8 protein-coding genes are annotated in these 13,338 nt (G+C 65.2%); 3 read left to right on the top strand and 5 right to left on the bottom strand.

All coding sequences use genetic code 11. The features are described 5' to 3' along the window. Positions 1 to 7: 7 nt before the first annotated feature. From WN73_RS08890 to WN73_RS08870, 5 genes are all read right to left on the bottom strand, one after another. Positions 8 to 325 carry a proton-translocating transhydrogenase family protein gene (locus WN73_RS08890; RefSeq protein WP_011089862.1) on the bottom strand — a complete coding sequence of 106 codons (318 nt, stop codon included), beginning with the start codon at positions 323 to 325 and terminating at the stop codon, positions 8 to 10. A gap of 11 nt (positions 326 to 336) precedes the next feature. Then, the gene (locus WN73_RS08885; protein ID WP_028173021.1) at positions 337 to 1,464 is read right to left on the bottom strand and encodes a Re/Si-specific NAD(P)(+) transhydrogenase subunit alpha; all 1,128 of its coding nucleotides are present in this window, start codon (positions 1,462 to 1,464) and stop codon (positions 337 to 339) included. Positions 1,465 to 1,601: 137 nt separating this feature from the next. Further along, positions 1,602 to 1,754, bottom strand: coding sequence for an aa3-type cytochrome c oxidase subunit IV (locus tag WN73_RS08880; RefSeq protein ID WP_008136857.1), 153 nt, complete (start codon positions 1,752 to 1,754; stop codon positions 1,602 to 1,604). Positions 1,755 to 1,895: 141 nt separating this feature from the next. Continuing rightward, positions 1,896 to 4,862, bottom strand: a complete 2,967-nt coding sequence (locus WN73_RS08875; RefSeq protein WP_271552403.1) for a cell division protein — start codon at positions 4,860 to 4,862, stop codon at positions 1,896 to 1,898. Positions 4,863 to 5,011: 149 nt separating this feature from the next. Then, entirely contained in the window at positions 5,012 to 6,985 is a 1,974-nt protein-coding gene (locus WN73_RS08870) for a M3 family oligoendopeptidase (protein ID WP_442870057.1), read from the bottom strand. Between the two features lie 219 nt (positions 6,986 to 7,204). On the opposite strand from WN73_RS08870, the gene WN73_RS08865 reads away from it, so the two are divergent. The 3 genes from WN73_RS08865 (at position 7,205) to WN73_RS08855 (ending at position 13,148) form a co-directional block, all read left to right on the top strand. Beyond that, positions 7,205 to 8,704 (top strand): sigma-54-dependent transcriptional regulator, encoded by a 1,500-nt coding sequence (locus WN73_RS08865; RefSeq protein WP_271552401.1) that lies wholly within the window; start codon positions 7,205 to 7,207, stop codon positions 8,702 to 8,704. A gap of 347 nt (positions 8,705 to 9,051) precedes the next feature. Further along, entirely contained in the window at positions 9,052 to 11,259 is a 2,208-nt protein-coding gene (locus WN73_RS08860) for a L,D-transpeptidase family protein (protein ID WP_271552399.1), read from the top strand. 272 nt (positions 11,260 to 11,531) lie between these two features. Continuing rightward, a complete protein-coding gene (locus WN73_RS08855; RefSeq protein ID WP_271552398.1) occupies positions 11,532 to 13,148 on the top strand; it encodes a DUF882 domain-containing protein in 1,617 nt (538 codons plus the stop codon). Positions 13,149 to 13,338: the final 190 nt, after the last annotated feature.

Here is a 13,338-nt window from a genome sequence, read left to right as displayed (position 1 = left end):
TGGCCGCTTACTTCGACTTCTTCTTGTACATCGCCAGCATGCGCTGGGTGACAAGGAAGCCGCCGAAGATGTTCACGCAGGCGAAGATCAGCGCCACGAAGCCGAAGGCGCGTGCCCAGCCCGAGCCGCTCGAGACGTTCGCGACGCCGCCGGCGAGCAGCGCACCGACCACGATCACCGAGGAGATCGCGTTGGTCACGCTCATCAGCGGCGTATGCAGCGCCGGCGTCACCGACCACACCACGAAATAGCCGACGAAGACGGCGAGAACGAAGATCGACAGCCGGAAGACGAAGGGGTCGACGACCTGTGCTGCATGCTCCATGGCGGCTCTCCTTAGACCTTCGGCTGGAAGTTCGGGTGGATGACAGCGCCGTCCTTGGTCAGCGCGGTCGCCTTGACGAGTTCGTCGTCCCAATTCACGGCGAGCTTCTTCTCCTTCTTGTCGACCATGGTCTCGATGAAGGAGAACAGATTGCGCGCGTAGAGGCTGGAGGCCGAGGCCGCGACGCGGCCTGCGACATTGGTGTAGCCGACGATCTTGATGCCATCGAGGTCGACGACCTCGCCCGGCTTCGCGCCCTCGACATTGCCGCCGCGCTCGACGGCGAGATCGACCAGCACCGAACCCGGCTTCATCGACTTGACCATCTCGCCCGAGACGAGCATGGGCGCCGGCCGGCCCGGAATCAGCGCCGTGGTGATCACGATGTCCTGCTTCTTGATGTGCTCGGCGGTCAGCGCGGCCTGCTTGGCCTGGTACTCCTTGGACATTTCCTTGGCGTAGCCGCCCGCGGTCTGCGCGTTCTTGAACTCCTCGTCCTCGACGGCGAGGAACTTGGCGCCGAGCGATTCCACCTGCTCTTTCGTCGCGGGCCGTACGTCGGTCGCAGTGACGATGGCGCCGAGGCGGCGCGCGGTCGCGATCGCCTGGAGGCCGGCGACGCCGACGCCCATCACGAACACTTTCGCGGCGGGCACGGTGCCGGCGGCGGTCATCATCATCGGGAAGGCGCGGCCGAAGGCTTCGGCGCCCTCGATCACGGCACGGTAGCCGGCGAGGTTGGCCTGCGAGGAAAGCACATCCATCACCTGCGCGCGCGTGATGCGCGGCATCAATTCCATCGCGAAGGCGGAAACGCCGGCATCGGCCATCGCCTTCAGCGCGGCATCGTTACCGTAAGGGTCCATGATGGCGATGACGAGCGCCCCGCGCTTGTATTGCGCAAGCTCCGATGCCTCGGGGCGCTTCACCTTGATGATGATGTCGGCGTCCTTCAGCGCGTCAGTGCTGACGGTGGCACCCACGGCGGTGAATTCGGAGTCCGGCAGCCCCGACTTGAGGCCGGCGCCCGGCTCGACGGCGATCTCGGCGCCGAGCGCTTTGAACTTCTTCACCGTATCAGGCGAAGCGGCAACGCGCGGCTCCGACGGATCGATTTCCTTGGCAACGGCGATCTTCATAGGCCCTCCGGCGGCGCGGGAAAAAGCGCGCACGCAAACTTAGCGTCACTCCCGCAACGTTGGATACCGGTTTTGGCACCGGTTTGAATGCAAATTTTATGGGCACCGACGGCGCTGTCGGTGCGGCAGACGATGGATCAGGTGAGGAAGATCGCCATCAGGATCACGATGAGCGCGACCGAGGCCGTGCCGTATTTCACCAGCTTGATGAAGCCCTCATAGGTCTGCTCGTGGGCAACGTAGTCGTTGCCGTCGGCAGTGGTGTACGCCACTTCGCTATGGTCAGCCATGGATTGTCCCCAGTCGAAAGTCGAATTCTGGGGCTGGGATACCTTAATCTTTCGGGCAGGGCAACGGCAGGCAAGCGCGGTTTTCCCGCAAATCAGGTCATTTGGAATTCCGATTGCCGGGAATTCGGGCTCTCGCGCCGCTCAGCCCTGATCGATCATCGTGGCGGTGACACTCACGGTCGGTCGCCGGGGCTCCGGAAGACCGAGCGCCGCGCGGACCGCGTCGATCGCCTTCTCGCCCGCCTCGGTAAATCGCGCCATGCGCGGATCCGTACCGGGACCCACCGCCACGGAATGGTCGCCGGCCAGGAAGCCATGGGTCATGTGGAACCCCAGCGCGCGATAGACCTCGAACTGCTCCTCCGAGAAGAACTGATCGCCGGTGGTCTCGTGGGGGAAGGTGTCGTTCCGCCGCGCATAGTCGCGGATGTAGTCGTTCTCGTCGCTGGAGAGCGAGGACTTGATATAGACGAGATAGCCCTTGTCATCGCCGCCATAGTCGATGCTGCCGATCGCCACATGGACGTGCGGGGCCTCGTCCGCGGCGCCGGAGGACGCTTGTGCGGACTTCCTGTCGGCGTTCTCCGCCATGATCGCGCGGGTGCGGTCGCGGATCGGCGTCCAGGGCAGATCGATCCGGACCCCGAGGTCGATGCGGGCATAGCGCTGCAGCTTCATCAGCGAGGAGAAATTCATCGGCGCGTCGGCTTCCGCGTCGACCGCGACGATCACCTTGCAGCGCCGGCGCAGCAGCTCGTAGACGCCGAGATTTTCGATGTGGCCGCCGTCGGTGAGATAAACGCCGTCGCTGTTCTCGTAGAGACGGCCTGAGATTTCCGACCACAGGAACAGCGGCGTGGAGCGGCGCTGCGGCCGGGCTGTGGCCTCGACATAGCGCGGGTTGTTCAGCCAGTAGCCCAGCCGCACGTTCAACAGCGCGAGCGTCGGCGTCAGCGCCTTGATCGAGTTCGAGCCCATATTCGACGACGCCGCCGCCCCCGATATCGCCATGGCGGTGGCAAGGTCGAGGCTTTGCTCCAGACGCTCGACCGCCGGCGTCCTGGCGTACCGCGTCGCCTCGCTGCCGACATAGAGCGGCGAGAAGACGAAGAAGTCCGCATTGCGGCCGCGCCGGTTGGCGAAGTCCGACCCCTGGATGTTGAGCGCCGTGTTGATGAGATGATAGGGCGCCCGCAGCTTCGGCGCGGCCGGCCGATCGGTCGTCGTGGCACCGTCGTCCGCGACCACGAAGAGCTCGCTCAACTTCATGCGATCGAGCGGCTTGAAATCGCGCCCCTGGTCGAGGCTCGCCTCGGCGCGCGCGATATTGCCGTCTGCGGAGCGGCCGGGGTCGAACAGGAAAGCCTTGCTCAGCCGATCGCGGTACAGACGGTGCAGCGAATTCGCATTCGGTGTCAGGGACCAGGAGATCGCAAACAGCAGCATGCCGACGAGCGTGTACAGGATCACCACGGGCAGGCTGTGCGCGTAGCCGGAGCCTCGATCCGTCCAATCGAATTGTCTTGCGACATTGCCCGCGGCAAATGCGAGCCACGCCGGAACGTGGGATACCGGCGTCAACCAGTCCGTCGTCGCCGTCGCTGCGGCAGCTTTTGGCGTGATCTCGGCCGAGAGGGTGCCGGCAGCCGCGTCGAACTCGATCTTGCCCGACAGGTTTGCCGACGCGGGCACAGTCGATTTGTTGGCGGCGAGACAGCCCTTCTGCGCAATAACGGTCAGAGGCGCCTGGCATTTTTCGATCGGATCGTTGGCGATGCCCCAATAGGACAGATAGAGATAGGCGACCCAGATGATCAGCGGCAGCGCCAATCCGGCGATCCACAGCGCGACCTTGGCGATGATCGCGAGCACCAGCGAGCCCCATTGCGAGGATACGCTGTTGCCCTTCAGGAATTCGGCGAACTGCTGCCTGAAGGCCGTGACGAATATGCCGATCGGCGCGGCGATCGCGGCGAGCGATTTGATCCAGGTGACGGCGACGCCCCCGACCGGCCCGCCGATCGTGTTGCTGTCGACGACATCGAACATCTGCAACAGCATGAAGGGCTGGAACTCGAAGAACGCGATCACGGCAAGCAGCACCAGGAAGGTCGCGCCGGCCGTCGGCCAATGCGAGCGAAACTCCTGGTGGTTCTCGGGACTTGCAAACGACTGCTTGAGCGCCCAGCCGAAGAACAGGCCGATGCCGATGATCGCCGTTGCCAGCGTCAGCGCGAAATTCCTGATCTGAAGGACGCGGGCGAAGTCGCACGCGATGCCAAGCAGGAACGCGATGCCCGCGGCATAGGTCAGGAAGACGGTTGGGCCGGTGCCCCGTTCCGCGCGTGAGAGCAGATAGGCAATTCCGCCGCAGGCAAGCAGCACCAGCGCAACGATCGCGCCGATGGCGGCGAAACCGAAACGGTCCGCGATCCAGCCGAAATGGTGCAGCTCACATTGCGGCGAAGCGCCGTCGGCAAGATCGACACCGAAGAAGTTCGCGACCGTCAGGCAGCTCCGCAGCGGGGTCGACCAGATGGTAACGGCGGCGAGCAGCAGCACCGCCGGCAGCGTCAGCCCAATATTGGCGATCAGGCCGCGCGCCACGATCGCAATCCCGGTCAGGAGATCGCGGAAGCCGGCCGGGACCAGGTAGTTGGAATAATTCCTGATGTGCCCGACCGACGGCGTGTCGCTGATCTCGCTGGCGGTCACGGTTTCCCCCGTCGGCCGCTCGCCGAACACGAAACGCCCTGTCACCGTCATGGTCGTGCTGAGCGAGGTGCCGATGTAGCCGCCACCCGATACGGTGGAGAGATAGTCGATCCGTCCGATCAGATCGTGGTGGTTCAGGGCCTGGAGCACGCCGAGACACATGGCCGAGGAGCGGATGCCGCCGCCCGACAAGGCGAGCCCGACGACGTCGAGCATCTGGCAGGCGACGATACCGTCGGGGTCGATTTGCCGCGCCTCCTCGCGGCGCGTGTTGATGGCCTCGATCTCGTCGCGCACGATCTGCTGATGCTTCTCGCACCAGGGCGTTTCCTCCTCGAAGGCTGCGGCGTTCCGTGCTGCGCCAGGTCGCGGGACCTGTCCCTGGTCGGGCATGCGAGCCTCTCCCGAGCAACAAAAAGCGATCGGCAATCAAGAGTTGAAAAAATACATCAAGTATCTAAAGGATTAGTCTCGCCTCCGGCGCGAACGTTCAACGCCGGCGCGGGAACCCGAGGCGGCCAGGCGCCCGCGCGCCCGACGCCTCAGCCCATCGCCTCCAGCTCGTCGATCATCCCGGCAATGACCGAAAGGCCGCCGTCCCAGAATTTGGGATCCTTGGCGTCGAGCCCGAACGGCCGCAGCAGCTCGGAATAGTGCTTGGTGCCGCCGGCGGCGAGCATGTCGAGATAGCGCTCGGCAAAGCCCTCGGCCGCGTTCTCGTAGACCGCGTAGAGCGAGTTCACCAGACAATCGCCGAAGGCATAGGCATAGACGTAGAACGGCGAATGGATGAAGTGCGGGATGTACATCCAGTAGTTCTCGTAGCCGGCCTTGATCTCGATCGCCGGCCCCAGGCTCTCGCCCTGCACCGACAGCCAGATCTCGCCGAGCCGCGTCGCGGTGAGCTCGCCGTTCTTGCGCTCGGTGTGGACCGCGCGCTCGAAGGAATAGAAGGCGATCTGCCGGACCACGGTGTTGATCATGTCCTCGACCTTGCCGGCGAGCAGCGCCTGGCGCTGCCTGGCGCTCTTGGTCTGCGCCAGGAGCCGCCTGAAGGTCAGCATCTCGCCGAACACGCTCGCGGTCTCCGCCAGCGTCAGCGGCGTCGGCGCCATCAGCGCGCCGTTCTTGGCCGCCAGCACCTGATGCACGCCATGGCCGAGCTCGTGGGCGAGCGTCATCACGTCGCGCGGCTTGCCCTGGTAGTTCATCAGCACGTAGGGGTGCGCCGACGGCGTGGTCGGATGCGAGAACGCGCCCGGCGCCTTGCCCGGACGCACCGGCGCGTCGATCCAGCGGTCGGTGAAGAAGCGCTCGGCGATCTCGGCCATTTTGGGCGAGAAGCCGCGATAGGCCGTCAGCACCATGTTGCGCGCATCAGGCCAGCCGATGACGTCCGTCGCCGCAAACGGCAGCGGCGCGTTGCGGTCCCAATAGGCCAGCCGCTTCTTGCCGAACCACTTTGCCTTCAGCGCGTAGTAGCGATGCGACAGCTTTGGATAGGCGGCTCGCACCGAGGCCACCAGCGCATCCACCACCTCGCGCTCGACGCGGTTGTTCAGGTGGCGGGAATCCGCGACGTCCTTGAAGCCGCGCCAGCGGTCGGAGATGTCCTTGTCCTTGGCCAGCGTGTTGGTGATCAGCGCGAAAGTGCGCTCGTTGGCCTTGAAGGTCTTCGCCAGCGCCTCCGCCGCGGTTTTGCGCTTGGCGCCGTCGCGGTCCTGCAACAAATTGAGCGTCGGCTCGATCGCGAGCTCCTTAGGCCCGACCTTGAAGCGCAGGCCGGAGATGGTCTGGTCGAACAGCCGGTTGAAGGCGGAATAGCCGGTCTGCGCCTTCTCCAGGAAAAGCTGCTCGAGCTTGTCGTCGAGCTGATAGGGCTTCTCCTTGCGCAGATCCTCGATCCAGGGACGGTAATGTGCGAGCTCCGGCGCCTGCATCGCGCGGGTCAAAATATCGTCATCGACACGATTGAGCTCGAGCGCGAAGAACAGAAGATGGGTGGACGCCGCCGTCAGCCGCTCGGAGACATCGCCGTAAAACTTTGAAATCTTGGGATCAACGCTGTCGCCGGCATGGACGAGACCGGCATAGGAGCCGAGACGGCCGGCGAGATCGTCGATCGCCTCATAGCGTCGCACGGCCTCGGCGAGCCATTTTCCGCCATCTTCATTTGCTGTCCCTGTCGCGAGCTTGCCTTTGTAGTCGGTCTCGAACGCGACGCAATCGGCATCCATCCTTTCGAGATCGCGCGCCACTTCCGGCGCGTCGATCCCGGAATAGAGATCGGCGAGGTTCCATTCCGGAAGCCTGCCGGTCTTGCTCGCAGGCTTGGCTAGTGAAGACTTGGCGAGTGAAGACTTGGCGAGTGAAGACTTGGCGAGTGAAGACTTGGCGAGGGGGGGGGGGGGGGGGGGGGGGGGGGGGGGGGAGACTTGGCGAGGGGGGGGGGGGGGGGGGGGGGGGGGGGCGACTTGGAGGGCTTTGCCTTGACGATGGCTTTCTTGGCGGCGGATGTCCTGGTGTTCGGCTTGCGGAGAGCGGGTTTGCTGGGAGCGGGCTTCTTCAAGGCAGACTTTCCGAGAGCGGACTTGGAGCGCGAATTCATTTTGTGGGAAACCTGTGTTCAACAAGCGCGACGGCGGGCGGGGGCATCAAGGTTTAAGAGTGCGTTAATCGGCTTCGGCCAGAGTGCCCCGATTCGAGACAGATAGTAGTAGCGTGCGGGGAACACCATGGCTGCCAGTATTTTGATCGCCGACGACGACGCTGTAGCCCGCCGGCTGATCGAGAACATGGTGCAGAAATGCGGCTATGAGACGGTCGTCGTGGACTCCGGCGATGCCGCGATCGCCGCCCTCACCGCCCCCGATGCACCCGCTATCGACGGCGTCATCCTCGATCTCGTGATGCCCGGCCTCGACGGCATGGGCGTACTGGCGAAGATCCGCGAAGCCGGCCTCAGCGTGCCCGTCATCGTGCAGACCGCCCATGGCGGCATCGACAACGTGATCTCGGCGATGCGCGCCGGTGCTGCTGATTTCGTGGTCAAGCCGGTCGGCATGGAGCGGCTCCAGGTCTCGCTTCGCAACGCGCTCAACGCCTCCGCGCTGAAGGGCGAACTACAGCGCATCCGTCACAGCCGCGAGGGCCGGCTGACCTTCTCCGACATCATCACCCGCGCCGAGGCGATGGCCGGCGTGATGCGCACCGCGCAGAAGGCGGCGAACTCCTCGATCCCGGTGCTGATCGAGGGCGAGTCCGGCGTCGGCAAGGAGATGTTCGCGCGCGCCATCCATGGCAGCGGCGAGCGCAAGGCCAAGCCGTTCGTCGCGGTCAATTGCGGCGCGATCCCCGACAACCTCGTCGAGTCCATCCTGTTCGGCCACGAGAAGGGCGCCTTCACCGGCGCCACCGAACGCCACACCGGCAAGTTCGTCGAGGCTCATGGCGGCACGCTGTTTCTGGACGAGGTCAGCGAGCTGCCGCTGGCTGCGCAGGTCAAGCTGCTGCGCGCGCTCCAGGAAGGCGCGGTCGAGGCCGTCGGCGGCCGCAAGCCGGTGAAGGTCGATGTCCGCATCATCTCGGCAACCAATCGCAGGCTGCTGGAACGGGTGAAGCAGGGACATTTCCGCGAAGACCTGTTCTATCGCCTGCACGTGCTGCCGCTGACGATCCCCTCGCTGCGGACCCGGCGCGAGGACATCCCGCATCTGCTCCGGCATTTCCTGGCGCGCTTTGCCGCCGAGGAGAACCGCACCATCACCGGCATCAGCGGCGAGGCCGTGGCGCATCTCGCCCAGCTCGACTGGCCGGGCAACATCCGCCAGCTCGAAAATGCGGTGTACCGCGCGGTGGTGATGAGCGAGGGCGACCAGCTTGGCCTTGGCGATTTCCCGCTGCTCGCCTCGCAGCCGTATCCCGCAACCGAGATTCCGACCGCGCCGCTGATGCTCGAGCCGATCGCGGCGCCTTCCGTTGTGTCGTCGGGTAGCGAAATACCGATTGCGCCGTTCCCCTCAGTGGGAACCCTTCCCATGCTGACCGCGACCGGCGACGTCCGCCCGCTGGAGGACATGGAGAACGAGATCATCCGCTTCGCGATCTCGCATTACCGCGGGCAGATGTCCGAGGTCGCCCGCCGCCTCAAAATCGGCCGGTCCACGCTCTACCGAAAACTCGACGAGGCCGGGGTTCCCGGACATGGCGGGAAAAGCGGCGAGGAGACGCACTGAGCCTCATGCGAACGGAGGTTCGCGCGACGGCGCGAGGCGACTGTAAGCCGTTCGCATGACGACAGAATTCGACTGCGATTTGAACCGTGACTTGGAAGTGACAGACAGAGGGAAAAGCGCGCGGCAGAGGCGCACAATCCGTTGCCAAGAGGCTCCCTTGAAGTCAGTTTGTCGTGAGTTGTCCCGGGTAGCGCTGGCTGCAAAATCGGGGCCTGTATATCGTCTGCGTATGAATCGTTGCGTGCAGGCGTGCAACTTTCGAGAGGCCGGCGCGGTTTAGCCGAAGCTCAATTAGGCGATAACAAAGCTGTTCCACGAGGGACAGTTCACCCGAGGGGTGCGACACAATGCGTGACTGTTTGAACCACCGTGCAGGCTTTGACCGTGTCTTGATGACGGTCGCAGCAACCTTCCTCACGGTGTCGGCCAGCTCGGCCCTGGCGCAGGATCAGGCGCGCAGCAGCGCCGCCGAGCTCGCGATCGAAGCCGCGATCCCGCGCCCCGAGCCCGCCAACGTCCCGCCCCCGACTGCCTCCGACATCAAGCTCGACGCCACCGCCACGGTCCAGGACTCCGCGAAGGAGCCGGCCAAGGAACCCGTGAAGGCCGAAGCCGCTCCCGCGCCGGACAAGGTTGAGACGAAGCCGTCCGACATCGCCACCACGCCCGCCACCGAGGCGCCGAAGAGCGAGACGGCCAAAACGGAGCCCGCGACGACCGAGCCCGCCAAATCTGAACCAGCAAAGGCCGACACTGCGACGACCGCGCCGGCTGCGCCTGCGGCTCCCGCCACCGCAGCGGCTCCTGCCGCCGAGCCGGTCAAGGCTGCGAGCAGCGTGCCCGCCGCCGACCAGCCGGTCGCCGACAAGCTGAAGGATATCATCGGCGCCAAGACCTCGCGCCATTTCGACCGCAAGAACGAGCGCGCGGCGATCGAGAAGTTCTACGGCGCCCGCGACTTCGCGCCGGTGTGGACGCAAGCCGGCAGCCTGACCGCCGCGGCCAAGGGCGTGATCGCGCGGCTGAAGGATGCAGCCTCCGACGGCCTCAATCCGACCGATTATCCGGTGCCGGATTTCGCCGCCGCCACGACCCCCGATGCGCTCGCCGACGCCGAGCTCAAGCTCACCGCCAGCATGTTCGACTATGCGCGCCAGGCCCAGAGCGGCCGCATGCACTGGTCGCAGGTCAGCGCCGACATCCTCTATCCCGAGCATCCGGTCGATCCGAGCGAGGTGCTCGCCAAGGTCACGACCGCGGCTGACGCCTCCGCGGCGCTCGACAGCTACAACCCGCCGCAGAAGCTCTACAAGGAACTGAAGGCGAAGCTCGCGGAGCTCCGCGGCCAGGGCAACGGCCCGGTGATCGAGATCGCCGACGGCCCGGCGTTGAAATACACCCCCGCCGGCAAGAAGCAGGCTGAAATCGTCGTCGAGGATCCGCGCGTGCCGCAGCTTCGCAGCAAGCTCGGCATCACCGAGAATGCGAGCGACACCCGCTATGACGCCACGGTCGCGGAAGCCGTGCGCAAATTCCAGAACAGCGCCGAGATCAAGGCGACCGGCATCCTCGACGACAAGACGATCAAGGCGCTCAACACCCCGAAGCGCGACAAGCAGATCGACACGGTGCTGGTGAACATGGAGCGCTGGCGCTGGCTGCCGCGCGACCTCGGCGTGCCCTCGCTGGGCGATGCCTATGTCATCCTCAACATTCCCGACTACACGCTGAAGGTGATGCAGCGCGGCCAGCAGGTCTGGACCACCCGCGTCGTCACCGGCAAGCCGGGCCAGCACGCGACGCCCCTGCTCACCGAAACGATGAAGTACATCACGGTCAACCCGACCTGGAACGTGCCGCCGTCGATCGTCTACAACGAATACCTGCCGGCGCTTCAGCAGGACCCGACCGTGCTTCAGCGCATGGGACTCAAGCTCGAACAGAACCGCGACGGCTCCGTGCACATCTCGCAGCCGCCGGGTGAAGCCAACGCGCTCGGCCGCATCCGCTTCAACTTCCCGAACAAGTTCCTGGTCTATCAGCACGACACGCCGGACAAGAACCTGTTCGCCAAGGAAGACCGCGCCTTCAGCCACGGCTGCATGCGTGTGCAGAACCCGGATCAGTACGCCTCCGTTCTGCTCAACATCGCTATGCCGAACGAGAAGTACACGCCGGAGCGCGTGCGCAGCATGTACGGCAAGAGCGAGATCGATCTGAAATTCCCGACCCCGATTCCGGTCAACATCACCTATCAGACCGCGTTCGTGGACGATGCCGGCAAGCTGCAATTCCGCAAGGACGTCTACGGCCGCGACTCGACCATGATCAACATCCTGAAGAACAGTCGCGGCAAGGATCTCGAGAATATCGTCGCGCACTCCCAGCCGAGCTATTCGCGCCCGGCAACGACGCTGCCCTCGGGCGTGGCAGTGGCCAACAATGGCGGCGGCTTCGGCTCGTCCGGTCCGAACTTCTTCGAGCGGCTGTTCGGCGCCCCGACCCCGCCGCCAGCTCCGGTCGGCCGCAGGCCGCAGCGGGTGTTTACCCGCTGAGCCGGGCCCGGCCGCTCGTTTCCTGAAATTCTGCAATAAAATCAACGCCCCTGTCCCCCGGATGGGGGCGTTTCACGTTAACCATTCTCGACCCGGGCCCCGGGCAGCGGGCGTTTTTTTGCCACACTCAACCGGTTAGGTTTGCATTCTGACTTGGTTTGGGGGCGGGAAGGTCAACCTCGAATTAACCTTCTCGCTTTAATAAAGCGTTCATCCTCTTTCTCGCGCTAACGGGGTTGGCGGGAGAGTCCATTTGAACGCTCGTCGACTGGGTGGGCTCATACGTGCTGACTGGTCTTGCACGCCAATTCGCTGTGCTGTCGTTGTCCCATGCGGGAGTGAAGGCCGGATCCCGGATCGGCCTCGCCTCCGTATTGCTGCTGGCTGCCGCCGGCTCGGTCCATAACGCCGCCGCGCTGAACGAGACCAAGACGCTCTCCTTCCACCACACCCATTCCGGCGAAGACCTCACCGTCACCTTCAAGCGCGACGGCCGCTACGACGACGCGTCGCTGAAGCAGCTCAACCACTTCCTCCGCGACTGGCGCACCCAGGACGAGACGGTCATGGACCGTCACCTGTTCGACATCCTCTGGGAAGTCTATCGCGACGTCGACGGCAAGCAGCCGATCCAGATCATCTCCTCCTACCGCTCCCCCGCCACCAACGCGATGCTCCGCCGCCGTTCCTCCGGTGTGGCGCGCTTCAGCCAGCACATGCTGGGGCATGCGATGGACTTCTACATTCCGGGCGTGCCGCTGGAGCAGATCCGTTTCGCCGGCCTGCGCCTCCAGCGCGGCGGTGTCGGCTTCTATCCGACCTCCGGCTCGCCCTTCGTGCATCTGGACACCGGCAGCATCCGGCACTGGCCGCGCATGACGCATGACCAACTCGCCCGCGTCTTCCCGGACGGAAAGACGGTGCATCTGCCGACCGACGGCACGCCGCTGAAGGGCTATGAGCTCGCCAAGGCCGAGATCGAGCGCCGCGGCAACGGTGACGACGGTGCCAGCAAGCCGAACTTCTTTGCCGCCCTGTTCAAGAGCAAGTCGGCGCCGGCAGCCAGCAGCAACGACGAGGATGACGAGGGCGCACCAGCCCCGGCCGCCAAGCCCGTGGCGCCCACCGTGGTCGCCGCTGCGGCCAAGCCGGCCGATCCGGTGCCGACGCCGCGCGCCAAGCCGCAGGTCGCCGCCACGCTCCAGCTCGCCTCGGCCGATGCGCAGATCGTTGCGCCGCCCAAGCCGAAGCCGGCGCCCGTGGCTGACAAGCCGGCGGCCGGCAAGCCTGAAACCCCGGCCGACATCATCAATGCCCGCGGCTTCTGGGACACTCCGGCGACGCCGCAGCAGGCGACACCGGCGCAGATCGCCGCGCTGAAGGCCCGCCAGGCGCTTGCCGCCGCGACCGATCCGCAGCCCACCGCCAGCGTCTCCAACGCAACTCTTCAGGCGCTGGCTTACGCACCGGCCGCCTCCCCGGTCGATCGCGCCAACGTCGTTGCCGCTTCCGCGCCGATCCCGCGCTCGGCCCGTCCCGCCGCCGCGTCCCGCAGCGGCGCCCAGGCAACCGAGATCAACACGGTGGTCGGCAAGAGCGTCGACGGCATGGTCGCAACCGCGACCCGGCTCTCCGCGGCCAAGGGCGAGAGCATCTGGCTCAAGATCGTGATGCTGTCGCCGAGCGCCAGCCGCGCGATGTCGGTGACGCTGATGGGCGAGCTCGATATGACCGCGCTGCGCGGCTATTTCGTCAAGCCGCAGACCGTGATCGCCATGGGCTTCACCGACGATCCGATGCAGGGCCTGTCCTGCGACAGCTTCTCGGGCAGCGCCACCGCGAAGCTCGATACGACCTCCTTCGTCGTGCGCACCGCCGCGTTGCGCTGAGGCGGTATTTCCACGAACACAATGTCGTGGCCCGGATGGTGCGCGCGCACTGGGTTCACTTGTCCGTGACGACAGATAAACGGATTTTGCCCAAGCCTGGTGCGCATATGCACTAAGGAGGATTCCCCCACTTCCAACGGGTAATCACCCGGTATCGCTGCGCATTCCAAACGCGCATCGTGGCAATGCG

Origin of the sequence: Bradyrhizobium sp. CCBAU 45394 (assembly GCF_028128655.1) — a bacterium.
Lineage (GTDB): Bacteria > Pseudomonadota > Alphaproteobacteria > Rhizobiales > Xanthobacteraceae > Bradyrhizobium > Bradyrhizobium diazoefficiens.
Note: the sequence above shows the minus strand (reverse complement) of the source record. Positions and strands in the feature narration are given on the sequence as shown.

What these genes read in the sequence shown, in the direction of transcription:
- WN73_RS08890 (WP_011089862.1), bottom strand. Translation starts at nt 325, where the DNA reads ATGGAGCATGCAGCACAGGTCGTCGACCCCTTCGTCTTCCGGCTGTCG.
- WN73_RS08885 (WP_028173021.1), bottom strand. Translation starts at nt 1,464, where the DNA reads ATGAAGATCGCCGTTGCCAAGGAAATCGATCCGTCGGAGCCGCGCGTT.
- WN73_RS08880 (WP_008136857.1), bottom strand. Translation starts at nt 1,754, where the DNA reads ATGGCTGACCATAGCGAAGTGGCGTACACCACTGCCGACGGCAACGAC.
- WN73_RS08875 (WP_271552403.1), bottom strand. Translation starts at nt 4,862, where the DNA reads ATGCCCGACCAGGGACAGGTCCCGCGACCTGGCGCAGCACGGAACGCC.
- WN73_RS08865 (WP_271552401.1), top strand. Translation starts at nt 7,205, where the DNA reads ATGGCTGCCAGTATTTTGATCGCCGACGACGACGCTGTAGCCCGCCGG.
- WN73_RS08860 (WP_271552399.1), top strand. Translation starts at nt 9,052, where the DNA reads ATGCGTGACTGTTTGAACCACCGTGCAGGCTTTGACCGTGTCTTGATG.